At 62.6% G+C, this 22519-nt stretch carries 19 protein-coding genes; 8 read left to right on the forward strand and 11 right to left on the reverse strand.

Annotated elements, in window-relative coordinates; translation table 11 throughout:
- Positions 1–42 precede the first annotated feature (42 nt).
- Both ACPW74_RS14865 and ACPW74_RS14870 read right to left on the reverse strand, forming a co-directional pair.
- Positions 43–600: an NUDIX domain-containing protein gene (locus ACPW74_RS14865; protein ID WP_048207040.1), complete on the reverse strand. Its 558-nt coding sequence runs from the start codon at positions 598–600 to the stop codon at positions 43–45.
- Entirely contained in the window at positions 597–1400 is an 804-nt protein-coding gene (locus tag ACPW74_RS14870) for a DUF2989 domain-containing protein (protein ID WP_223924718.1), read from the reverse strand. Before ACPW74_RS14870 ends, ACPW74_RS14865 begins: the two co-directional genes overlap by 4 nt.
- 211 nt (positions 1401–1611) lie before the next feature.
- Here ACPW74_RS14870 and ACPW74_RS14875 point away from each other — a divergent pair, with 211 nt between their 5' ends.
- Together ACPW74_RS14875 and ACPW74_RS14880 are read left to right on the forward strand one after the other, a co-directional pair.
- A complete protein-coding gene (locus tag ACPW74_RS14875) occupies positions 1612–3045 on the forward strand; it encodes a glyceraldehyde-3-phosphate dehydrogenase (RefSeq protein ID WP_223924719.1) in 1434 nt (477 codons plus the stop codon).
- A gap of 60 nt (positions 3046–3105) precedes the next feature.
- Positions 3106–3399, forward strand: coding sequence for a YeaC family protein (locus tag ACPW74_RS14880; RefSeq protein WP_010675423.1), 294 nt, complete (start codon positions 3106–3108; stop codon positions 3397–3399).
- A 251-nt stretch (positions 3400–3650) separates the two neighbouring features.
- On the opposite strand, the gene ansA is transcribed toward ACPW74_RS14880, so the two are convergent.
- A complete protein-coding gene (gene ansA / locus ACPW74_RS14885; RefSeq protein ID WP_010675424.1) occupies positions 3651–4658 on the reverse strand; it encodes an asparaginase in 1008 nt (335 codons plus the stop codon).
- 489 nt (positions 4659–5147) lie between these two features.
- Here ansA and gltS point away from each other — a divergent pair, with 489 nt between their 5' ends.
- A complete protein-coding gene (gene gltS / locus ACPW74_RS14890; protein WP_223924720.1) occupies positions 5148–6347 on the forward strand; it encodes a sodium/glutamate symporter in 1200 nt (399 codons plus the stop codon).
- A 233-nt stretch (positions 6348–6580) separates the two neighbouring features.
- Here the strand turns inward: gltS and ACPW74_RS14895 are convergent, their stop codons facing one another.
- Entirely contained in the window at positions 6581–8452 is a 1872-nt protein-coding gene (locus ACPW74_RS14895) for a methyl-accepting chemotaxis protein (RefSeq protein WP_041215693.1), read from the reverse strand.
- Positions 8453–8704: 252 nt separating this feature from the next.
- Between ACPW74_RS14895 and prfB the strand changes: the two genes are divergently transcribed.
- Positions 8705–9803, forward strand: a protein-coding gene (gene prfB / locus ACPW74_RS14900; protein ID WP_102948437.1) for a peptide chain release factor 2 whose coding sequence is annotated in 2 segments (ribosomal slippage) — positions 8705–8779 and positions 8781–9803 — 1098 coding nt in all. Because the reading frame shifts where the segments join, the coding sequence is not laid out codon by codon here.
- Positions 9804–9823: 20 nt separating this feature from the next.
- Entirely contained in the window at positions 9824–11359 is a 1536-nt protein-coding gene (lysS, locus tag ACPW74_RS14905) for a lysine--tRNA ligase (protein WP_010675428.1), read from the forward strand.
- A gap of 131 nt (positions 11360–11490) precedes the next feature.
- Here the strand turns inward: lysS and ACPW74_RS14910 are convergent, their stop codons facing one another.
- The gene (locus ACPW74_RS14910) at positions 11491–12288 is read right to left on the reverse strand and encodes a PhzF family phenazine biosynthesis protein (RefSeq protein WP_223924721.1); all 798 of its coding nucleotides are present in this window, start codon (positions 12286–12288) and stop codon (positions 11491–11493) included.
- Positions 12289–12486: 198 nt separating this feature from the next.
- Between ACPW74_RS14910 and ACPW74_RS14915 the strand changes: the two genes are divergently transcribed.
- The 3 genes from ACPW74_RS14915 to ACPW74_RS14925 are packed head-to-tail and all read left to right on the forward strand — an operon-like array spanning position 12487 to position 16782.
- Positions 12487–14274 carry an assimilatory sulfite reductase (NADPH) flavoprotein subunit gene (locus tag ACPW74_RS14915; RefSeq protein ID WP_223924729.1) on the forward strand — a complete coding sequence of 596 codons (1788 nt, stop codon included), beginning with the start codon at positions 12487–12489 and terminating at the stop codon, positions 14272–14274.
- Positions 14274–15986 carry an assimilatory sulfite reductase (NADPH) hemoprotein subunit gene (cysI, locus tag ACPW74_RS14920; RefSeq protein ID WP_223924722.1) on the forward strand — a complete coding sequence of 571 codons (1713 nt, stop codon included), beginning with the start codon at positions 14274–14276 and terminating at the stop codon, positions 15984–15986. The genes ACPW74_RS14915 and cysI overlap by 1 nt, the downstream gene beginning before the upstream one ends.
- Positions 15976–16782 (forward strand): phosphoadenylyl-sulfate reductase, encoded by an 807-nt coding sequence (locus tag ACPW74_RS14925; RefSeq protein WP_202015322.1) that lies wholly within the window; start codon positions 15976–15978, stop codon positions 16780–16782. Before cysI ends, ACPW74_RS14925 begins: the two co-directional genes overlap by 11 nt.
- Before the next feature lie 98 nt (positions 16783–16880).
- Here ACPW74_RS14925 and proX read toward each other — a convergent pair whose 3' ends face one another.
- From proX to ACPW74_RS14955, 6 genes are all read right to left on the reverse strand, one after another.
- Positions 16881–17882, reverse strand: a complete 1002-nt coding sequence (gene proX, locus ACPW74_RS14930) for a glycine betaine/L-proline ABC transporter substrate-binding protein ProX (protein ID WP_223924723.1) — start codon at positions 17880–17882, stop codon at positions 16881–16883.
- On the reverse strand, positions 17879–19027 hold the full coding sequence (gene proW, locus ACPW74_RS14935; RefSeq protein ID WP_128342992.1) for a glycine betaine/L-proline ABC transporter permease ProW: 1149 nt from the start codon (positions 19025–19027) through the stop codon (positions 17879–17881). The genes proX and proW overlap by 4 nt, the downstream gene beginning before the upstream one ends.
- Positions 19024–20220, reverse strand: a complete 1197-nt coding sequence (gene proV / locus ACPW74_RS14940; RefSeq protein ID WP_104452413.1) for a glycine betaine/L-proline ABC transporter ATP-binding protein ProV — start codon at positions 20218–20220, stop codon at positions 19024–19026. The genes proW and proV overlap by 4 nt, the downstream gene beginning before the upstream one ends.
- Positions 20221–20693: 473 nt before the next feature.
- A complete protein-coding gene (folA, locus tag ACPW74_RS14945; RefSeq protein ID WP_104452412.1) occupies positions 20694–21185 on the reverse strand; it encodes a type 3 dihydrofolate reductase in 492 nt (163 codons plus the stop codon).
- 23 nt (positions 21186–21208) lie between these two features.
- Positions 21209–21676, reverse strand: a complete 468-nt coding sequence (locus ACPW74_RS14950) for a threonine/serine exporter family protein (protein WP_010675437.1) — start codon at positions 21674–21676, stop codon at positions 21209–21211.
- On the reverse strand, positions 21673–22470 hold the full coding sequence (locus ACPW74_RS14955; RefSeq protein WP_050498274.1) for a threonine/serine ThrE exporter family protein: 798 nt from the start codon (positions 22468–22470) through the stop codon (positions 21673–21675). The genes ACPW74_RS14950 and ACPW74_RS14955 overlap by 4 nt, the downstream gene beginning before the upstream one ends.
- Positions 22471–22519 lie beyond the last annotated feature (49 nt).

Below are 22519 nucleotides of genomic sequence, written 5' to 3' on the forward strand. Positions count from 1 at the left end.
AAACCGCCGACAGGCGGTTTTTTTATGGGGCAAGCGGCCTTGTCAGGTCAGCAAGCCGGACGCTTGCCAGCGGTGCAACTCTGCCAGCACCCGGGTCTCTCGCGCCGTCCACTGGGGACAGGGACCCGCCAGCTGGGTCTTGTTGGTCTGCAGTGCCTCGGCCAGGGGGAACCAGCCCGGCGTAAAGCCGAGCCGGATCTCGTAGGGCTGGGGGCGCGGTGCACTCCAGTCCTCCCCGACCCGGCAGAGGTAATAGGACGATCGGATGCAGTAGGCATCGTAATCCGGCTCGCGCGCGGCACGATACTCCCGGGTCTCTCCCAGCAGGGGGCCCACGGCCACCAGCTCGGCGCCACACTCTTCCCGCAGCTCCCGGGCCAGGGCCGCATCGTGCGCCTCCCCGTGCTCGATGCCGCCCCCGGGGAACATGAGATCCCCGTTGACGCGGGAGTGCACCAGCAGCAGTCGATCACCACGCATCACCACGGCCCTCACCGTGGCCCGTTCAAGCACCCTGTCCTCGCCGCGGATCTGGCCGTGCACGAGACGGATATCGAAGGGATGGGCCCACTCCCGGGCTTCTGACAGGGTCGGATTCATGGTGTGCGGTAGCTCCCCTGCCTGAGTGCATCGACGATGGTGGCCGCCTGGTCGTCCAGCGTCTCCTGCTCCTCCTTGCCGATGGCATGGTAAATGCCGAGCCGGGTGGCGGAGACCTCGGGGCTCTCCTGGAATGACTCGCTCACCTTGCCCCACAGATAGGCCTGATCAAATCGCTTCTGCCCCATGTAGAGGGTGCTGAGGGCGGTGAGGATCCGGCTGTTGACCTTGTCCCCCTCCCGATAGAGGGAGAGCGCATGGTGCATCAGCCTGATGGCCTTCTCGGGCTCGTTTTTGGCATAGATGCCGCCGAGCGCCAGTTGCAGCTCGGGCTCCTCGAGGCTCGGCGTCCCCTCCTGCGCGAGGAAGCTGGCGCGGGCCTCGGGACTGGTGTTGTTGGTCCAGTGCCAGAGCAGCAGGTAGGGATCCTGGGAACCCCGGGTCTGTGCGTCCAGTTGCTCCAGTTGACGGCCGGCGGCCAGCATCCCTTCCACTCTGGGGCTCTTCTGCTCCCTGGCACGCTTGTACTCGATATTGGTGGAGTGCTCGGCGCACTGCAGATAACGCTCCAGGCCGCGCATCAGATCGTACTTGCGCCTGTCCGTCCCCTCTTCCTGGAGATAGTAACGACCGCGAATGACGTCGCTGCGCTCATAGCGACACCAGCCGTCGTCCACCAGGTCCGCGCACAGGGCGGGATATTGGGAGCAGATGTTGTGGATCCTGTCGTCGTCGCAGGCCGTCAACGTCAGGCAACAAGCGAGGGAAAGCAGTAACGGACGCTGTGAGAATAGGGTCATGGTTCACATCTGGTTGATAACAATCGCAACCCGCACCGGCCACCGCCAACTAGCAAACAGGCTACATATCCATTACAATGCGCGCGCCGTATAAGGCCGCGATTGCAGAATAATATAACGAAACCATCAGCCCTACACTGATCTGCCTTCGACGAATTTCAATTTGCCCAGGCAACTTGCTTCAACAACGTGAAATAAAAGGATCTGGTTAATGACCCACGAGCACTACTTGCAGGCGTGGCAGGAGAGCCAGGAGCTCGCCGAAGCCATGCAACCCTTGATAGGTCGCCTCTACCGACAGCAAGGGATAGAGATCACCCTCTACGGACGCCCGCTGCAAAACGCCTCCACCATCGATATCCTCAAGGCCCACCGGGTCGTTCGCCGCCACCAGGGAGCCCCCCTCCCTATCCAACAGAGCTTTCCCCTGCTGCAAGCCATCCTGGCCCTGAACCCCACCGCCGCCGAAGTCGATCTCGGCAAACTGGCCGTGGGCTACTGGCAGGATCACCAGGATGAAGCCAGCATCGAGGACTATCTGCGTGCCAAGCTGGCACCGGCCCTGAACCGCAGTGCCGTGCCCGCCCCGACCGACGTGGTGCTCTACGGCTTCGGCCGCATTGGCCGCCTGCTGGCCCGTCTGCTCATCGAGCGCACCGGCGCCGCCAACTCCCTGCGCCTGCGCGCCATCGTGGTGCGCGGCGGTAGTGACGGGGATCTGGAGAAGCGTGCCAGCCTGTTGCGCCGCGATTCGGTGCACGGCCCCTTCAACGGCTCCATCGAGGTGGATGCAGAACGCAGTGCCATCATCGCCAACGGCACCTTCATCCAGGTGATCTATGCGAACAGCCCGGCCGACATCGACTACACCGCCTACGGCATCGACAATGCGCTGATCGTTGACAACACCGGCGTCTGGCGTGACGAGGCGGGGCTGTCCGAGCACCTCAAGGCCCGCGGCGCCGCCCGGGTGCTGCTGACCGCCCCCGGCAAGGGGGAGATGAAGAACGTGGTGTTCGGGGTCAACCACGAGGTGATAGGCCCGGATGACAAGATAGTCTCCGCCGCCTCCTGCACCACCAACGCCATCACCCCGGTGCTCAAGGTGATGCAGGACAAGTACGGCATCCGCCACGGCCACGTGGAGACGGTCCACTCCTATACCAACGATCAGAACCTCATCGACAACTATCACAAGGGCGAGCGCCGCGGTCGCAGCGCAGCCCTCAACATGGTGATGACCAGCACCGGCGCCGCCAAGGCGGTGGCCAAGGCGCTGCCGGAGCTCAAGGGCAAGTTGACCGGCAACGCCATCCGGGTGCCCACACCCAACGTGTCCCTGGCCATCATCAACCTCTCGCTGGAACAGACCACCGATCGGGAGAGCCTCAACGCCTATCTGCAGCAGATGGCACTGAGCTCGGCCCTGCATCGCCAGATCGACTTCAGTGCCAGCACCGAGCTGGTCTCCTCCGACATGGTGGGCTCCCGTTTTGCGGGCATCGTCGACTCCCAGGCCACCATCGCCGAGGGGGATCACTGCGTGCTCTACGTGTGGTATGACAACGAGTTCGGGTACAGTTGTCAGGTAGTACGGGTGATGGAGCAGATGGCTGGCGTAGTCCGCCAGGATCTACCGGTATAGTCCGACAGGATCTGCCCGCCTGAACCCGTGTTCATGGCTCAATTTTCAAGGAGAGGCCGGATGTCGTCTCAGCAAGTGACGTTTCAACAAGCGATAGCGCAGATGCCCAAAGAGGTGTACGAGCGGCTCAAGACTGCGGTCGAGCTCGGCAAATGGCCGGATGGCAAGCCCCTCACAGAGGAGCAGAAGGCCACTTCCCTGCAGGCCGTGATGGCCTGGCAGGCGATGCACCTTGAGAACCCCGAGCACATGAACATCGGCCGTGACGGCGAGATCGTGATGAAGAGCAAGAGCGAGCTCAAGCGCCAGTATCGCGACGAGGAAGAGATAGTGCGGGTCGACCTTAGCCACTGAGGCAGGCCGCACGTCACCTATCGCGGTAACGAAACGAAAGAGGGGAGCCATTATGGCTCCCCTCTTTTTTTCCTCTCTATGCAGGATGACTCATCCCCCTCATCCCCGGCCCTTCTCCCACCAGGGGAGAAGGGAACTGGCACGCACCTGCGAGCAGTCAGCGGGCCACCTGCCGGCGATCTTCATGGCAAACCTCGCCACCTCGATCTATCCCCTCTCCCGCTGGGAGAGGGTTAGGGTGGGAGGGAAAGTCAGGGGGTCAGTTCACCCCGCAGAGACTGCTGCATCAGCTCGCGGATACGCGGCGCCGGCAGATCCTGGCTCAGCAGGAAGTGCAGCTTGGTGAGCGCCGCCTCGGCGGTCATGTCAAAGCCCGAGATGACTCCCGCACGGGAGAGGGCGTTGCCGGTGGCATAGCCCCCCATGTTGACCTTGCCGTGCAGGCACTGGCTCAGGTTGACGATGATGACGCCCCGGGCAGATGCCTCGGAGAGCAGCGCCAGCATGGCCGGGTTCTGGGGCGCATTGCCCACCCCGAAGGAGAGCAGGATCAGCGCACGCACCGGCTGTTGCAGGATGTTCGCTATCACCTCCGCCGATATCCCCGGGTAGAGGGTCACCACCCCGATGGGCTGGGGGGTGATGTCGTGCAGCACCAGGGGGCGATCGCACGGCACGCCCAGCTCACCTGCCTCCAGGGAGATGGCGATACCGGCATTGAGCAGGGGCGGGTAGTTGGGCGAGTCGAAGGCGTGGAAGCCGTCGGCATGCACCTTCTTGCTGCGGTTGCCGCGATAGAGCTGATTGTTGAAGAAGAGCGTCACCTCGTGGATCGGGTAGTTGGCCGCGATATAGAGGGCGTTGAGCAGGTTCTGCTGACCGTCCGAGCGCAGCTCGGCCAGGGGGATCTGGGAGCCGGTGATGATGACCGGCTTGTGCAGATCTTCGAGCATGAAGGAGAGCGCAGACGCGGTGAACGACATGGTGTCGGTGCCGTGCAGAATGACGAAACCGTCGTACTTGTCGTAGTTGCCCTTGATATCCTCGGCGATGCGCTGCCAGTCTGCCGGCGTCATGTCGGAAGAGTCGATGAGGGGGGCATATTCGTGGATATGGTAATCGGGCATTTCCGGTCGATGGAACTCGGGCATCCGTGCCAGACAGTCCTCCATGAAGCCCGCCATCGGTACATAACCGTGGTCGGAACGCTGCATCCCTATGGTGCCGCCTGTGTAGGCAATGTAGATGGACTTCTTCACACCCTCTCCTCTCTCTGGACTGGAAACCGGCAAATCAAACAGGGCTCAACCGATACAGCCCCCGTCCTTCAGATGGTGCGGGCGGGCTCAATATCGGTCATCAGCAGACCTCTTGAGGGTCTGTGTCCTCCCGTGGGGGCGGAACCGGGCGAATTATAAAGAGTGCCGCTGCAAATGACAGCCGCAGCAGCATTGTTGCGATCCGGAGCACACTCGGCAAGGCAGTTTTAAATGCCATGTTAACACCATGTTTTAATCATTAATGTGACATATGTGGATGTACTTGGTGTTTTTTGCTAGTATCCGGCGGATTTTTCACAAATCTCATCTGGACGCCCGACGAACACGGGCTCGTGTCGACCCCCTCTTTTGCAGAGGGACGGGGCTGCGGCCCCTCTGTCACTGGCGCGTTCGCCACTCTGTTTCATCCCGGCTGGATCCGTGAGTCTTTCTCGCCAAAGACACAGCCGATCAACATGGGAGCACTGAATGCTACAACTTGATGCCTACGCCACCCTGGTCGCCGCGACCCTGGTGCTGCTGCTTGGCCGCCTGCTGGTCAACAAGATAGGACCCCTGCGCACTTTCAACATCCCCAAACCCGTGGCCGGTGGCCTGGTGGTTGCCCTGGTGCTGCTGGTGCTGCGTTCCACCCTGCAGATCGAACTGCAATTTGATACCAGCCTGCAGACGGCCCTGATGCTGACCTTCTTCGCCTCCATCGGCCTCTCCGCCGATCTGGGCAGCCTCAAGCGCGGCGGCAAGGCGGTGGCCACCTTCCTGCTGGTGGTCACCGGCCTGCTGCTGGTGCAGAACACCCTGGGGGTGGGTCTGGCCACCCTGCTGGGGCTGGATCCCCACATGGGGCTGCTGGCCGGCTCCATCACCCTCTCCGGCGGCCACGGCACCGGGGCGGCCTGGGGCTCCATCTTCACCGAGAAATACGGCGTGCAATCCGCCGCCGAGCTGGCGATTGCCTGTGCCACCTTCGGCCTGGTGCTGGGGGGCCTCATCGGCGGCCCGGTGGCCCGTTATCTGGTGAAGAAAGTGCAGGTGCCCGGTGAGGAGCACAACCGTGACGGCACCCCCCAGGGCTTCGAGATGCCGGACATGGAGCGCCCGCTCACCACCTTCAGCCTGATCGAGACCCTGGCACTCATCGCCATCAGCCTGAAAGGGGGCGAAATGCTGGCCCTCTACCTCAAGGGCGGCGTCTTCGAATTGCCGATCTTCGTCTGCGTGCTCTTTGTCGGCGTGCTGCTGCGCAACCTGCTCACCCTGCTCAACTGGCACGAAGTGAGCGACCGCGAGGTCTCCCTGCTCGGCAACGTCAGCCTGTCGCTCTTCCTCGCCATGGCGCTGATGAGCCTCAGGTTGTGGGAGCTGGCAAGCCTGGCCCTGCCCATCTTCATCCTGCTGGCCGTGCAGACGGTGGCCATGGCGCTCTACGCCATCTTCGTCACCTTCCGGGTCATGGGGCGCAACTATGATGCGGCCGTGCTGGCGGCGGGTCACTGCGGCTTCGGCCTCGGCGCCACCCCCACTGCCATTGCCAACATGCAGGCCATCACCCAGCGCTTTGGCCCCTCCCACCTGGCCTTCCTGGTGGTGCCCATGGTCGGTGCCTTCTTCATCGACATCATCAACGCCGTGGTGATAAAGCTGTTCCTGGCCCTGCCCTTCCTGTGATCCCGGACGCAGGCCCCGTATGACAGAGCCCACCTTGCGGTGGGCTCTGTCATTTCTGCTCGCCAGCAGCACTGAATCCCATCCTTCATGGGTGCCCGCTGGGAAATACCTAAACAAAAAGCCCCGCACTCGGCAGAGTGCGGGGCTTTATCATGGCGGCCTTGATCACCGCGTGCCAGAACTTACAGAAGGATGGTCGATACCTGCTGGTTCAAATTGTGGCCTGACCTTCCTTACAAAATAAAGGTCGACACCTGCTGGTTCAGGTTGGTGGCACGCCCCTTGAGGTTGTGCGCCTGATCCAGGTCGCGCATGGCGGAAGCGGTGATCTCGTCGCTCACATCCTTGATGGCGGTGGTGTTCTGGGTTATTTCACCGGTCACCTGGGTCTGCTCCTCGGCGGCGGTGGCGATCTGACCCGCCATGTCGGAGATGAGGCTGACGGCCTGGGTGATCTCCTCCAGGGCCGCAGCGGCTGCGTCGGCATCCTTCACGCTGTTGTCCGCCAGCCCCTGGCTGGTCTGCATCAGGCTCACCGCGCGGGCCGTGGTCTGTTGCAGGGTTTCGATGGTGGACTGGATCTCCTGGGTGGAATCCTGGGTACGGCGCGACAGCACCCGCACCTCGTCCGCCACCACGGCGAAACCGCGACCCTGTTCGCCGGCACGGGCCGCTTCAATGGCCGCGTTCAGCGCCAGCAGGTTGGTCTGCTCGGCGATGCCCTGGATGGTGGAGAGGATGCCGGAGATGGCCTGGGCGTGGCGGCTCAGCTCGCCGATGACGCCGGTCGCCTGCCCCACTTCCTCGGCCAGGTTGTTGATGGACTGGCGAGTCTGGTTCACCAGGATCTTGCCCTGTTCACTGCTCTGGGCGGATTGCTGGGCGGCGGCAGCGGTGTTCTCGGCGTTGCCGGCGATCTCCATGGTGGCACTCGCCATCTCGGTGACGGCGGTGGCGACCATGGTCACCTCCTGTTGCTGGCGTTGCAGCTCTTCCACCGCGGCCTGGTTGGTCACCAGACTGCGTTCGGCATCGGCGTTCAGCTCGTTGGCAAGCTGACGGATGTTGGCGATGAGCTGATGCTGGCTGCCCACGAAGCGGTTGAAGCTGCCGGCGAGCTGGCCCACTTCGTCATTGGCGTCGATCTTGATGCGCTGGGTCAGATCGCCGTTACCGTCAGCGATGCGGGCCAGAGCCTGGGACACCTTGGTGAGGGGGCCGAGCAGCAGGCTGACCAGCCAGGAGATGGCGAGGATGCTGCCCACCAGCACCAGCAGGGCCAGGCCGAGCTGGGTCATCAGCAGGGAGGAGAGCGGCGCCTCCAGAGTGCTCTTGTCCAGTACCAGCACCAGCTCCCAGTCGGTGTCCGGAATGTCCGTCGCCCACAGCAGCTTGTCACGCCCCTCGTTGTCGAAGAAAGCAGGCACCAGGCTGTTGCTCGCCTTGCTCTGCTCGATCAGGGCATTGGTCAGATCGTTGTCGATCTCGCTGGCCGGCTTCATCGCCTTGGCCGCATCCTTGTAGGCGATGACGGTGCCATCCTTGTGCATCAGGATGGCGAAGCCGTCCGCAGGCAGCTTCATCTTGGTGATGTCATCCACCAGGGAGGCAATGGAGAGATCCCCCCCCACCACGCCGCCCTGGGCAGGCTGGGCCAGGGTCACCACCAGAATGTTGTAGGCCACGTCGAGGTAGGGTTTGGTGACGATCATGCCGCCCTTGGCCATGGCTTCCTGATACCAGCCACGGGAGCGGGGATCGTAACCGTCGCGGTTGATGGAGGGGTCGGAGTCGTTCATCTTGCCACTGCCCTCACCGAAATAGGTGAGCTGGAAACGGCCGGACACCTGGGCCTGTTGCAGGGCGTTGAGGGGCTCGGCACCGGCCTTGTTGCCAAGGGCCTGGATGACGTCACGACGGGCCGCGAGCCAGTCGCTGACGCTGGCGGCCTGCTGGCTGCCAAGGCGCTGCACCTGTTCCTGACTGCCTTGCAGCAGCATGGACTTCTGGCTGGTGTAGCTCTGCCAGGAGAGCAGCAGGATCACCAGTGACAAGGCGATGACCACAGACAACAGTATCTTCTGCTTGAGTGATAGGTTTTTCATCGTGTTTTCTTCTTGTGGGGGTCGGGAACAGGATCAATCGGGAGTGCGTGGCACTGTGTGTTGTTAGCGGCCAATCCGCGCAAAACTGAAGCGGAGAATGGCGTGAGTGACGATATTTTACGCGGAAATTTTAAAAATGCTGCGGAAAATTGGAGCAGGAAAAAGAGCGGGGCCAGCCAACCCTGTTTATTCCTTCTGCAATTGGCTAGAATATCCCGTTTTTAAATCACATCGACCCCGAGAGTTTTCACGATGTTTGAAGTCAATCCTGTATTAAACAAGCTTAAGGAGCTGTCTGAGAGGACCGAGCTGCTTAGGGGGTACCTTTGACTATGACGCCAAGAAAGAGCGTCTAGAAGAGGTCAATGCCGAGCTGGAACAGCCGGATGTCTGGAACGAACCCGAGCGCGCACAGGCGCTGGGCAAGGAGCGCGTCTCCCTGGAGAACGTCGTCAGCACCATCGATACCCTGACCCAGGGCGTCGATGACGTCGAGATGCTGGTCAGCCTGGCCGTCGAAGGCGAAGACGAAGAGACCTTCAACGAAGCCGTTGTCGAAGCGGACGAGCTGGAGGCCAAGCTGGTGGATCTCGAGTTCCGTCGCATGTTCTCCGGTCAGCACGACGGTTCCGACTGCTACATCGACATCCAGTCCGGTTCCGGTGGCACCGAGGCCCAGGACTGGGCCAACATGGTGCTGCGCATGTACCTGCGCTGGGGCGATGCCCACGGCTACAAGCCCGAGCTCATCGAATGCTCCGAGGGCGACGTGGCCGGCATCAAGTCCGCCACCATCAAGTTCACCGGCGAGTATGCCTTCGGCTGGCTGCGCACCGAGACCGGCGTGCACCGTCTGGTACGCAAGTCGCCGTTCGATTCCGGCGGCCGTCGCCACACCTCGTTCTGCTCCGTGTTCGTCTACCCCGAGATCGATGATGACATCGAGATCGAGATCAACCCGGCTGATCTTCGCATCGACGTCTACCGCGCCTCCGGTGCCGGTGGTCAGCACGTCAACCGGACCGAGTCCGCGGTGCGTATCACCCACGTGCCGACCGGCGTGGTGGTGCAGTGCCAGAACGACCGTTCCCAGCACAAGAACAAAGATCAGTGTATGAAGCAGTTGAAGGCCAAGCTCTACGAGCTGGAAATTCAAAAGCAGAACGCTGAGAAGCAAGCCCTCGAAGAGACCAAGTCCGACATCGGCTGGGGCAGCCAGATCCGCTCCTACGTACTGGATGATTCCCGTATCAAGGATCTGCGCACCGGCGTCGAAACCCGCAATACCCAATCGGTACTCGACGGCGACTTGGACAAGTTTATCGAAGCCAGCCTGAAATCAGGCCTGTAAACAGAGCAGCAGGAATCACCATGTCTGAACAAACCACCACCCCGGAAGTCGACCAGACTCTCGAACTGAACAACGAGATGCTTGAGCGTCGCTCCAAGCTGGCCGCCTTGCGCGCCCAGGGCAACCCCTTCCCCAACGATTTCCGTCGTGACAGCCTCTCCGGCGATCTGCACGCCGAATTCGGCGACAAGAGCAATGACGAGCTGGTCGCCCTGGGTAAACAGGTGAAGATTGCCGGTCGCATCATGACCCGCCGGATCATGGGCAAGGCGTCTTTCGCGACCCTGCAGGACATGGCTGGCAAGATCCAGATCTACGTGACTCGTGACGACCTGCCGGAAGGCTTCTACAACGAGCAGTTCAAGAAGTGGGATCTGGGTGACATCGTCGGTGTCGAGGGCACCCTGTTCCGCACCAACGCCGGTGAGCTCTCCGTACACGTCTCCACCATCCGCCTGCTGACCAAGGCCCTGCGCCCGCTGCCCGAGAAGCACAAGGGTCTGACCGACCAGGAAGCCCGCTGCCGCCAGCGTTACCTGGACCTGATCGCCAACGAAGAGTCCCGCAAGACCTTCGTGACCCGCACCAAGGTGGTGGCTGGCATTCGCAAGTTCCTGAACGACAAGCGCTTCATGGAAGTGGAAACCCCCATGATGCAAGTCATCCCGGGTGGCGCTTCCGCACGTCCCTTCATCACCCACCACAATGCGCTGGACATCGACATGTACCTGCGTATCGCTCCGGAACTCTACCTGAAGCGTCTGGTGGTCGGTGGTTTCGAACGTGTCTACGAAATCAACCGCAACTTCCGCAACGAAGGCATCTCCGTTCGCCATAACCCCGAGTTCACCATGCTCGAGTTCTATATGGCCTACGCCGATTACATCGATCTGATGGATCTCACCGAAGAGATGCTGCGCACCTTGGCACAGGACATCCTGGGCGATACCAGGATCCGTTACGCCAAAGAGGGCGAAGAGGGCCTGACCATCGATTTCGGTCAGCCGTTCCAGCGCCTCTCCATGGTCGACTCCATCCTGAAGTACAACCCGGGTGTGACCCGTGACGATCTGGCCACTCTTGAGAAGGCCACCGCCGTCGCCAAGGGTCTGAAGATCGAGCTGATGAAGAGCTGGGAACTGGGGCACGTGATCACCGCGATCTTCGAAGAGACCGTTGAACACATGCTGCTGCAACCGACCTTCATCACCGAGTACCCGGCCGCCGTCTCCCCGCTGGCCCGCCGCAACGACCAGAACCCGGACGTCACCGACCGCTTCGAATTCTTCATCGGCGGCCGCGAGCTGGCCAACGGCTTCTCCGAGCTGAACGATGCGGAAGATCAGGCCGAGCGCTTCCAGGCCCAGGTTGACCAGAAAGCCGCAGGGGACGACGAAGCCATGTTCTACGACGCCGACTTCGTCACCGCGCTGGAGCACGGTCTGCCGCCGACCGCCGGTCAGGGTATCGGTATCGACCGTCTGGTGATGCTGTTCACCAACAGCCACACCATCCGCGACGTCATCCTGTTCCCGGCCTTGCGTCCACAAAAGTAAGCGCCGCAGAAACAGGGCCGCAGCAAAACGCTGCCGTCCATGGCAATCAAAACGCCCCGCAATTGCGGGGCGTTTTTTATGACGGACACAACCGGTGGCGAACCTTCAATACGCCACCAACTTGCCGCTTATCAGGCCGGCGGCAGCAGCCACTCCCCCTGCCACAGGGTCAGTGCCCGGCCCGCCATCAGCACCCGCCCCTCCTGCAGTTCCAGCCTGAGATCCCCACCCCGGGCCGAGATCTGGCGGGCCCGCAATTGCCGTTTGCCGAGCCGCTCGGCCCAGAAGGGCACCAGGGCGCAGTGGTTGGAGCCGGTCACCGGATCCTCGTCCACCCCAACCCAGGGGGCGAAGTAGCGGGAGACGAAGTCATGATCCTGATCTCTCGACGGCGCCGTCACCATGATCCCCCGGCCCGGCAGCGCCCGCAGGGCGTGAAAATCGGGGGTGAGCGCGCGAACCTCTTCCTCGCTACCGAGCTCAAGCAGGAACTTGGCGCCAGCCGCCAGTGTGCGCAGCGGCTGGCAGCCAAGAGCCGCCCCATAGGCAGGGACCAGCTCGAGGGGCGCCAGGGCAATGCGCGGAAAATCGAGCCAGATCCACTCCCCTTCCCGCCGGGCCAGCAACTCACCGCTGCGGGTCGCGAAGCGGATGGGGAGCTCCCCTGACACCTCCCCCGTCTGCCACAGCACATGGGCCGCCGCCAGGGTGCCATGGCCGCACAAGTCCACCTCCACTTGCGGGGTGAACCAGCGCAACCCGTAATGCCCCTCTCCCAGTTGGGTCAGAAAGGCGCTCTCAGAGAGGTTGAACTCCGCTGCCATGACCTGCAGCTCGGCGTCGGGCCGCGCTTCCCCCAGCACCACCACGGCGGGGTTGCCTCCGAAGGGGTGATGGCTGAAGGCGTTGACATGATAGAGACGGGACATGGTTGCTCCTTGGGGCATGAGAGCTCACCGGGACAGGGGGCTCGGCAAGGCCATTTTTATATCACGGGCGCACCGGGGCTGAGATGGATTTTGGCTTTATAAATTCATAAATCGCATAAAGAAGATATTTTTATTCTTTGTTGTTATTCATTACACCCCTTACCCTGACCAAAAATCAGACCATGGAAGACATGTGTGATGCCATTGACAGCCCCCATCCTGAGCCCGCTCTCTGACGAACAGCAGCGCCAGCTCAACCAAGTTCTCACCACCCTCAATACCCAGCAACTGGCCTGGGTCAGCGGTTATCTCTACGGCCTCTCCCAGGCGGGCGTCCAGCCCGTGGCGAGCGCAGGCGCAGAAGCCGCGGCTCCCGGCGGCAGCCTGACCATTCTCTACGGCTCCCAGACCGGGAATGCCAAGGGCGTGGCCAGCGCCATCAAGGCCCAGGCCGAGGCCCGCGGCCTGCCGGTGACCCTCACCTCCATGGCGGACTACAAACCCAAGCAGCTCAAGAAAGAGAGCCACCTGCTGGTGGTAGTGAGCACTTACGGGGAGGGGGAGCCCCCCGAGAGCGCCGTCGATCTGTTCGAGCAGCTCAAAAAGGGCAAGGTCGGCAAGCTGGAAGGGCTCAAGTTTGCCGTGCTGGGGCTGGGTGACAGCTCCTATGAGTTCTTCTGCCAGACCGGCAAGGATTTCGATGGTTTCCTCGCCAAAGCGGGGGCCGAGCGAATCCATGAGCTAGCTAGCCTCGATGTGGATTATCAGGATGCCGCCAAGACCTGGGGCGAGCAGGCCGTTGCGGCGGTCGCCGCCACCCTCTCTGCCGGCGCCGCGACTGCCAGCGTGGCGGGCTCGGTGCAGGCCGCCGTCGGCCACAGCCAGTACAACAAGGAGAACCCCTTCCCGGCCAGACTCTCGGTGAACCAGAAGATCACCGGCCGCGACTCCACCAAGGACATCCGTCACATCGAGATCAACCTGGAAGAGTCCGGCATCACCTATCAACCGGGGGATGCGCTCGGCATCTGGTTCGACAACGACGCCGATCTCGTGGGGGAAGTGCTGGTCCTGGCCGGTCTGACCGGTGACGAGGCTACCCCTCATGGCAGCCTGCGCGAGGCGCTGACCCGTCACTACGAGCTGACCCGGCTGCACGGGGGCCTGATCACTGGCCTCGCCGAGATCACGGACAACGCGGCGCTCAAAGATCTGGCCGGTGACAAGGCCCAGGTCAACGCCCTGGTGACCAGCGCCCAGGTGGTGGACGTACTGAAACGCTTCCCGGCTTCCTTGAGTGCCGATCAACTGATCGCACTGCTGCGCCCCCTCACCCCCCGCCTCTACTCCATCGCCTCCGCCCAGAGCGAGGTGGAAGAAGAGGTGCACCTGACCGTCGGCGTGGTGCGCTACCGCCAAGAAGATGGCACAGTGCGAAGCGGCGGCGCCTCCTCCTATCTGGCGGACCGTCTGCCGGAAGATGCCGAGGTCCGGGTGTTCGTGGAGCACAACGACAACTTCCGTCTGCCCGCCAATCCCGATACCCCCGTCATCATGGTGGGCCCGGGCACCGGCATTGCTCCGTTCCGCGCCTTCCTGCAGGAACGGGAAGCACAGGGGGCAGAGGGCAAGAACTGGCTCTTCTTCGGCAACCCCCACTTCACCCAGGACTTCCTCTATCAGGTGGAGTGGCAGCGTTATGTGAAATCGGGCCTGCTGTCCAAGATCTCCCTGGCCTTCAGCCGGGATCAGGCCAACAAGATTTATGTGCAGGACCGTCTGCGCGAGGCAGGGCTTGAGCTCTACCAGTGGCTGGAAGCAGGCGCTCACTTCTATGTGTGTGGCGACGCCAACCACATGGCGAAGGATGTGCAGGAAGCCCTGCTGGAAGTGATTGCGGAACACGGCCACAAGAGCCGTGAGGAAGCAGAAGAGTATCTGAGCGAATTGCGTCGTGCCAAACGTTATCAAAGGGATGTCTATTGATGAGCAAACAACTTATTCCGGGACCGGTCGAAGGGCCGCTGGCTGACAACGAACGCCTCAAGCGCGAGAGCAACTTCCTGCGCGGCACCATCACCGAAGATCTGCAGGACCCGCTCACCGGCGGCTTCAACGGCGACAACTTCCAGCTGATCCGCTTCCACGGCATGTATCAGCAGGATGACCGCGACATCCGCCCGGAGCGCGCCGCCCAGAAGCTGGAGCCCCTGCACAACGTCATGCTGCGCGCCCGCCTGCCCGGCGGCATCATCACCCCGGCCCAGTGGCAGGTGATCGACAAGTTCGCCGAAGAACACAGCATGTACGGCAGCATCCGCCTGACCACCCGCCAGACCTTCCAGTTCCACGGGGTACTGAAGCGCGACATCAAGCTGATGCACCAGACCCTCAACAGCACAGGTATCGACTCCATCGCTACCGCGGGGGACGTGAACCGCAACGTGCTCTGCACCAGCAACCCGGTAGAGTCCGAGTTGCACCAGGAGGCCTACGAGTGGGCCAAGAAGATCTCCGAGCACCTGCTGCCCAAGACCCGCGCCTACGTGGAGATCTGGCTGGATGGCGAGAAGCTGGGGGGTGACGAGGAGCCGATCCTGGGCTCCAACTACCTGCCGCGCAAATTCAAGACAACCGTGGTGATCCCGCCCCACAACGATGTGGACATCCACGCCAACGATCTCAACTTCGTCGCCATTGCCGATCACGGCAAGCTGGTGGGCTTCAACGTCCTGGTGGGGGGCGGTCTGGCCATGACCCACGGCGACACCACCACCTATCCGCGCAAGGCGAGCGACTTTGGCTTCATTCCTCTCTCCCACGTGCTGGAGGTGGCGGCCGCCGTGGTCAGCACCCAGCGCGACTGGGGCAACCGGGTCAACCGCAAGAACGCCAAGACCAAGTACACCCTTGAACGGGTGGGGGTCGAGGCCTTCAAGGCCGAGGTGGAGAACCGCGCCGGCATCCAGTTCGGGCCGGTTCACCCCTATGAATTCACCAGCCGTGGCGATCGCTTCGGCTGGGTGGAGGGGATCGACGGCAAGCACCACCTGACCCTGTTTATCGAGAACGGCCGCCTGCTGGACTTCCCGGGCAAGCCCCTCAAGACCGGCATGCTGGAGATCGCCAAGGTGCATCAGGGGGACTTCCGCCTCACCGCCAACCAGAACCTCATCATCGCGGGCGTGCCTGCCGGCGAGAAGGCACGCATTGAGGCGCTGGCGCGCCAGTACGGTCTGCTGGATGACGGCGTGAGCGAGCAGCGCAAGCAGTCCATGGCCTGTGTGGCCCTGCCCACCTGCCCCCTGGCAATGGCCGAGGCCGAGCGCATGCTGCCTGCCTTCGTCACCGACATCGAGGGGCTGCTGGCCAAGCACGGCCTGGCGGATGACGCCATCATCTTCCGGGTCACCGGCTGCCCCAACGGCTGCGGCCGCGCCATGCTGGCGGAAGTGGGTCTGGTGGGCAAGGCGCCGGGTCGCTACAACCTGCACCTGGGGGGCAACCTTGAGGGGACCCGCATCCCGCGCCTGCATCTTGAGAACATCACCGAGCCGCAGATCCTGGCCGAACTGGACGCCCTGATCGGCCGCTGGGCCAAGGATCGCAACCCGGACGAGTGCTTCGGCGATTTTGTCATTCGCGCCGGGATCATCGCCCCGGTTATCGACTCCGCGAGGGACTTCTATGCAGCCTGAACAGACTGATACAGCCCGGCTTGCGCGCACCGCCGACGGCCGGCTCGACCTCGACGCCCTGCTGGCCCTGAGCCGGGAGGAGCAGGTCGAGGCGCTGGCCCCCCTCAACCGGGAGCTGGACGCCATGAGCGCCCCCGAGCGGGTGCGCTGGGCCCTGGCCAACCTGCCGGGGGAGCATGTGCTGTCGTCGAGTTTCGGCATCCAGGCGGCGCTCATGCTGCACCTGGTGAGCCGCGAGCGGGCCGACGTGCCCGTGGTGCTGACCGACACCGGTTACCTCTTCCCCGAGACCTACCGTTTCATCGACGAGCTGACCGAGCGTCTCGCGCTCAACCTCAAGATCTACCGGGCCGAACTCAGCCCGGCCTGGCAGGAGGCCCGCTTCGGCCTCCTGTGGGAGCAGGGGGTGGAGGGGATCACCCGCTACAACCAGCTCAACAAGGTGGAGCCCATGGACCGCGCCCTGAACGAGCTGGGTGCCCGCACCTGGTTCTCGGGCCTGCGCCGTGAGCAGTCCGGCAGCCGGGGCAAGCTGCCGGTGCTGGCCATCCAGCGCGGTCGCTTCAAGTTCCTGCCGGTGATCGACTGGAGCAACAAGGACGTCTTCTACTACTTCAAGGAGTTCGACCTCCCCTACCACCCGCTGTGGGAGCAGGGTTACCTCTCGGTCGGCGACGTGCACACCACCGCCAAGTGGGAGCCCGGCATGAGCGAGGAGCAGACCCGCTTCTTCGGCCTCAAGCGCGAGTGCGGCCTGCATGAGGAAGGTGGCGAGAGCGACGGCTCCGGCATCTGATCCCCCGGCCCGGCCATGTGCTGCGCCTCGCCCATAAAAAACGCCCGGCAACTGCCGGGCGTTTTTCTTTGCGCAAAAGGGTGATGTACCGCCCTTCATTACATGGCGGCGGCGCGCGCCTGATCCAGCCAGTCGTTCACCAGCGCCTCGTGACCCTTGAGCCAGGCGTCGGCATGACGCTCCACGTCCGCCGGCTTGTTCTGCCCCTTGTTCATCAGGCCGTTCTGCACGTTGATGTCATTGAGCGGCAGCTTGACGATGGAGAAGAGCTTGGCGGCGGCCGGATTGGCCTCGGCAAACCGCTTGTTGGCAACGATGTGCATGGTGTTCACCGCAAAGCCGTAGTTCTTGCCGTTCGGCAAACGGGTCTTGGCCGCATCCGGGGCGTCGGCGGGGACTTCCAGCCACACCACATCCTTGCCCGGCACCAGTTCGCTGCTGAGCCAGTAGGGGGTCCAGGTGTAATAGAGCACCGGCTTGCCGGCCTGGTAGCGAGCCAGGGTATCGGCGATCAGCGCCGCGTAGTTGCCCTGTTTGTGGGCCACCGTGGGGGTCAGACCAAAGGCGTCGAGGTGATGGTTGATCGCCCCCTCGCAGCCCCAGCCGGGGTTGCAGCCGATGAGGTCGGCCTTGCCGTCGCCATCCCCGTCAAACAGCGCCGCCACCTCGGGATCCTTGAGCTGGCCCAGGTTGGTGATGCCGTATTGGGTCGCGGTCTTCTTGTCGATGAGGTACCCCTGGGCGGCACCGGCCACATAGGTGCCCTCACGGAAGAACACCTTGTCGCCTCCCGCCTGCTCGTACTTGTTGTCCTGCAGCGGCACCCAGTTGAACGCGAGGAAGGTACCGTCTCCCTGGGCCACCGAGGCATAAGCCACGTTGTAGTCCACCTCCTGGGCGGGCTGGACATCGTAACCCAGACGCGCCATCAGCTTGCTCACCAGCAGGCTCTGGAAGGCCTCTTCCGGCAAGGAGCTCTGCAGGGGCTGAACGCGAACCCCCTCCCCCGGCAACTCGGCGCTGGCCATGACGAGCGGGCTCAGCAGTTGGGCACTCAGCAGCAATGTGCCCAGGGTCAATCCTTTGGTGATCGGTCTCATGCGTTTACTCCTTTGTAATCGATTTTCTTGTCACGGCCGGCCAGGCGCAGCAGCAGGGCGGCGGGGCCATGCTGATACCAGCGGCCGGTACGGGTGCGATCCGGTTGCCCCATCGCCTGGGTGAGGCGGTCGAGCACGATGGCCAGCAGCACGATGCCGAGGCCGCCGATGGAGGCGAGCCCCATGTCGAGCCGGCCGATGCCGCGCAGCACCATCTGGCCGAGGCCCCCCACCGCGATCATGGAGGCGATCACCACCATGGAGAGCGCCAGCATCAGGGTCTGGTTGACCCCGGCCATGATGGTGGGCATGGCGAGCGGCAGCTGTACCTTGAACAGCAACTGGGAGGGGCTGGCACCGAACGAGTGGGCCGCCTCCACCAGATCCGTGGGCACCTGGCGAATACCCAGCATGGTGAGCCGGATCATGGGCGGCAGGGCGAAGATGACGGTCACCACCACCCCGGGCACGTTGCCGATGCCAAACAGCATCACGATGGGGATGAGGTAGACGAACGCCGGGGTGGTCTGCATGGCATCCAGCAGCGGCCGGGTCCAGGTGGAGAGCCGCTCGCTGCGGGCAAGCAGGATGCCGGTGGGCAACCCCAGCAGCACACAGAAGAACAGCGAGGTCAGCACCAGGGACAGGGTCACCATGGCATCGGACCAGGCCCCGATGAGCCCGATCCCCACAAGAGATACGAGCGTGCCGAGCGCCATGCGGCCGTTCACCAGTTGCCAGGCAAGCAGGGCCAGGAGCCCCATCATCAGGGTGGAGGGCACCGTCTGCAGCAGATGGGTCATGGCGTTCAGGGTCAGCTCCACCGGTGCGCGGATCAGCTGGAACAGCGGCCGCAGGTTCTCCACCAGCCAGCCGATGCCCCCTTCCACCCAGGTATCCAGCGGCACCATCGCCTGCTGGAAGGGATCCAGCCAGTCGATGGCGGTTGTGGTGTCGGCGGCTTCGATCTGGTTCTGCCAGTCGGTAGCCTGGGTGTCGGTACTGCCCCAGGGATCGGACACCTCGGCGGACGCAGGCGCGCTCCAGGGGTCTGCCGCCACCTCATCGGCCCGCAGGGAAGGGCTCGCCAGCAGCACCAGGGCCAGCAGCCCGCTCAGCAAGAAATGGGGATTCATCAGCTTCATGCCGGGGTACTCCTGTCCAGGGTATTGAGCAGATTGGCCTTGGAGATGAGGCCGAGGTAAGTGCCATCCTCCTCGACCACGGGCACCTGACAGGGGGCGGCCGCCACCTGGCTGATCAGTTCATTGAGGGCGGTGTCCGCCAGAATGGGCTGAATGTCCCCCAGCAGCGCCTGCTCCAGGCTGCCTTTGGCCCTGACCGCCTGACCGAGCGACTCCACCGAGACGACCCCGAGGAAGCGGCGGCTGCGATCCACCACGTACCCGAACTCCCGCTCAAGCTCCTTGAGCTGGCGCAGGGCGTTGCCCGGCCCGTCGGTGGTGTGTTTCTTGATGAGGGGCACCTGCTTGCGGCTGGCCACATCGCGGGCGCTGAACACATGGGCCAGATCCACACCGCGAAAGAAGGCGCGCACATAGTCGTTGGCGGGCTGGTTCAGGATCTCGTCCGGGGTGCCCACCTGCACCAGCTGGCCATCCTGCATGATGGCGATGCGATCGCCGATGCGCATCGCCTCGTCCAGATCGTGGGAGATGAAGACGATGGTGCGCTGCTGGCTGGCCTGCAGCTTGAGCAGCTCATCCTGCATCTCGGTGCGGATCAGGGGATCCAGCGCGGAGAAAGCTTCGTCCATCAGCAGGATGTCGGGGTCATTGGCAAGGGCCCGGGCCAGCCCGACCCGCTGCTTCATGCCGCCGGAGAGGGCATCCGGATAAGCCTCTATCCACTGTCCCAGCCCCACCTGATGGAGCGCCTGACGGGCGCTCTGCTGGCGCTCCGCCAGCGGTACACCGGCCAGCTCCAGCCCGAAGGCGGTATTTTCCAGCACACTCAGGTGCGGCATCAGGGCGAAAGACTGGAATACCATGCTGATCTTCTTGCGGCGCACCCGGCGCAGCTCGCGCTCCGAGATGGCGGCGATGTCCTCGCCATCGATCAGCACCTGGCCGCGGGTCGGCTCGATCAGCCGGTTGAAGAGACGCACCAAGGTGGACTTGCCCGAACCGGAGAGGCCCATCACCACGAAGATCTCCCCTTCGTTGATGGACAGATTGACATCCTGGACCCCCAGGGTCTGTCCGGTCTTTTTCAGGATACTGGCGCGATCATGCCCTTTCGCCAGCAATTTGAACGCTTTATCCGGCTGATCGCCGAAGATTTTGTAGAGGGATTTGACCTCGAGTTTGACTGTCATATTGTCCTTTTTTCTTGGCCGACGCCTTGCCTGGCAAACCGTCGAACGTGAGCCAACTACTTTTAACACTAAGTAATTTCACACCCAAATAAAAGAACCAATTGAAGCCAATCTGGAAAGGTTAAATTTAACTCATTGATTTTTATTGGTTATTTTCATTCATAAAAATCCATTAAATCACGATAAAAACGCCTATAACAGACAGGGCCGCCACAGTATCGATGCACTTTCAGCACATTTCATTAATGATTAAAAGGCGTTAGCAGCAGGCGAAAAGAGAGGGTGGGGAGGATGGCCCCCATCGGAGCGATTAATGGCCTATTCATTACATAACTAATCATTTTAATGTCACGCATTCCGGATATTGCTTCAGGCACCTTCAGCCATGCCGGTTCAGCCCCCTTCTCTTTGCAGTAACAGGGCACAAAAAAGCCCCCGGCTGTCGCAAGGGGCTCTTCATGGCATCAGAGGGCTCAGCGCCGCTGCCAGGTCTCGAAACAGTAGGGATGGGGGTTCTTCTCGTCAGGCTGATGTAACTCGCGCTCGATGCACGACCAGTCGTTCTCATCGAAGGCCGGGAAGCGGGTATCCCCTTCCACCGCCAGATCGATACGGGTCAGATAGAGCCTGTCGGCCCGTGGCAGCAGCTGGCCGTAGAGATGACCGCCCCCGATCACCATCAGCTCCGCGACGTCACTATCCGCCAGCAGGGCCAGTGCGGCCTCCACCGAGTCGATAACCTCCACGCCGTCGGCCCGGTAGTCGGGGTTGCGGCTGATCACCAGATTGCGACGGCCGGGCAGCGGTCGTCCGATGGATTCAAAGGTCTTGCGCCCCATCAGCACCGGCTTGCCCAGAGTGACCCGCTTGAAGTGGGCCAGATCCGCCGGCAGGTGCCAAGGCATCTGGTTGTCCAGCCCTATCACCCGATCGTGGGCCATGGCGGCAATCATGGAAATCATCATGGGGTCAACCTCTCGCACCGTCGTCAGATAATGGGGCGGTTACGGTACACGACCAGAGAGGGGATCGCCAAACCGAAACTCAGGGCCCCCACGATAAACAGCGCCTTGAGGCCGTTCTCCACCGCGCTCTGAAGCAGCTCCATGGTCACCCCGGAGATATTGAGCTCCACGATGGCGATCATGGTCTTGAACGCATAGCTGCCCGGGATCATGGGGATGATGGAGGCAACGCTGAACACAGGGCGCGGTGCCAGCAGGCGGCGCGACCAGTAGACACAGACAAAGCCGACCGTGGTCGCCGCTGCCAGGGTGGCCCACTCGATGGGCATGCCGTAGTGGATGAGCAGGGTACGCAGGCTGTGGGCCAACGCGCCCCCCATGGCGCAATATTTGAGCATCCGTGGCGGCACGTTGAACAGCATGGCAAAGCCCACCGCCGGAATGGCCGACCAGAAGGCATCCTTGGCCAGCAGCCAGAGCAGTTCCATCATACTTTCCACCCCCAGATACCGGTCACCGACATGGCGAGAATGATCCCTATGGCTGCGCTGATGGTCAGCAGTGTCGCCGTGCCCCAGCGGGCCAGCCCCATGTTGAAGTAACCCTTCACCATGTCGGAGACCGCATTGATGAGCGGGAACCCCGGCACCAGCAGCAACACGCTGGCGGCCATGGCGAGATAGGGTTGTTCGCCCCAGCCGAAGAAGGTGGCGCTGGAAGCGAGCAGGGTGGCGATAAACCCGGTGGCGGCAAAGTTGATGAGGGGGCTGTGGTGATGGCGGGCAATGAGCTGGCGCACCCGCATGGCGACCGAGGCCGAGCAGCAGGTCACCAGGAAGATGGGCCAGTCACCGCCAAACAGCAGGCAGAAGGCACCGCAGGAGAGCCCCACCATGGGCACCACCAGCCAGGGGTGATAGTGGAACGGCGTGATGGCCTCGAGGCGCTGACGTACCTCGCGCGCGCCGATAAGCGACTTTTCCGTCATGATGCAGATGCGCTGGATTTCGCACACCACCTGCATGTTGATGCCGTGCTCCCGCACCCGGCGGGTGGTGGTGACGCAACTGCCCTGGTAGAGGCTGGTGAGGACGATGGCGCTGGAAGAGATGGCCATCTCGACGCTCTCCAGCCCGAGCGCCATGCCCAGGCGGACCGTGGTCTGCTCGATGATGCGGCTCTCCGCCCCAAACTGGGCCAGCATCTGGCCCGCCTTGACGATGATCCGGGTGATCTCCGTTTGCTGCTCTCGCGACAGCACCCTTCCTGGTGTGATGCTTCTCATGATCCCTTTGAGTCATAGCAAGATGAAATGTGTCTGGATATTACCCCAA

Source organism: Aeromonas sp. INTO2 (assembly GCF_049860605.1).
GTDB classification, from domain to species: Bacteria; Pseudomonadota; Gammaproteobacteria; order Enterobacterales; family Aeromonadaceae; genus Aeromonas; species Aeromonas caviae.

Excerpts from the sequence above, each read along its gene's own strand:
- ACPW74_RS14865 (WP_048207040.1), bottom strand. The coding sequence starts at position 600 with ATGAATCCGACCCTGTCAGAAGCCCGGGAGTGGGCCCATCCCTTCGAT.
- ACPW74_RS14870 (WP_223924718.1), bottom strand. The coding sequence starts at position 1,400 with ATGACCCTATTCTCACAGCGTCCGTTACTGCTTTCCCTCGCTTGTTGC.
- ACPW74_RS14875 (WP_223924719.1), top strand. The coding sequence starts at position 1,612 with ATGACCCACGAGCACTACTTGCAGGCGTGGCAGGAGAGCCAGGAGCTC.
- ACPW74_RS14880 (WP_010675423.1), top strand. The coding sequence starts at position 3,106 with ATGTCGTCTCAGCAAGTGACGTTTCAACAAGCGATAGCGCAGATGCCC.
- gltS (WP_223924720.1), top strand. The coding sequence starts at position 5,148 with ATGCTACAACTTGATGCCTACGCCACCCTGGTCGCCGCGACCCTGGTG.
- ACPW74_RS14895 (WP_041215693.1), bottom strand. The coding sequence starts at position 8,452 with ATGAAAAACCTATCACTCAAGCAGAAGATACTGTTGTCTGTGGTCATC.
- lysS (WP_010675428.1), top strand. The coding sequence starts at position 9,824 with ATGTCTGAACAAACCACCACCCCGGAAGTCGACCAGACTCTCGAACTG.
- ACPW74_RS14910 (WP_223924721.1), bottom strand. The coding sequence starts at position 12,288 with ATGTCCCGTCTCTATCATGTCAACGCCTTCAGCCATCACCCCTTCGGA.
- ACPW74_RS14915 (WP_223924729.1), top strand. The coding sequence starts at position 12,487 with ATGCCATTGACAGCCCCCATCCTGAGCCCGCTCTCTGACGAACAGCAG.
- cysI (WP_223924722.1), top strand. The coding sequence starts at position 14,274 with ATGAGCAAACAACTTATTCCGGGACCGGTCGAAGGGCCGCTGGCTGAC.
- ACPW74_RS14925 (WP_202015322.1), top strand. The coding sequence starts at position 15,976 with ATGCAGCCTGAACAGACTGATACAGCCCGGCTTGCGCGCACCGCCGAC.
- proX (WP_223924723.1), bottom strand. The coding sequence starts at position 17,882 with ATGAGACCGATCACCAAAGGATTGACCCTGGGCACATTGCTGCTGAGT.
- proW (WP_128342992.1), bottom strand. The coding sequence starts at position 19,027 with ATGAAGCTGATGAATCCCCATTTCTTGCTGAGCGGGCTGCTGGCCCTG.
- proV (WP_104452413.1), bottom strand. The coding sequence starts at position 20,220 with ATGACAGTCAAACTCGAGGTCAAATCCCTCTACAAAATCTTCGGCGAT.
- folA (WP_104452412.1), bottom strand. The coding sequence starts at position 21,185 with ATGATGATTTCCATGATTGCCGCCATGGCCCACGATCGGGTGATAGGG.
- ACPW74_RS14950 (WP_010675437.1), bottom strand. The coding sequence starts at position 21,676 with ATGATGGAACTGCTCTGGCTGCTGGCCAAGGATGCCTTCTGGTCGGCC.
- ACPW74_RS14955 (WP_050498274.1), bottom strand. The coding sequence starts at position 22,470 with ATGAGAAGCATCACACCAGGAAGGGTGCTGTCGCGAGAGCAGCAAACG.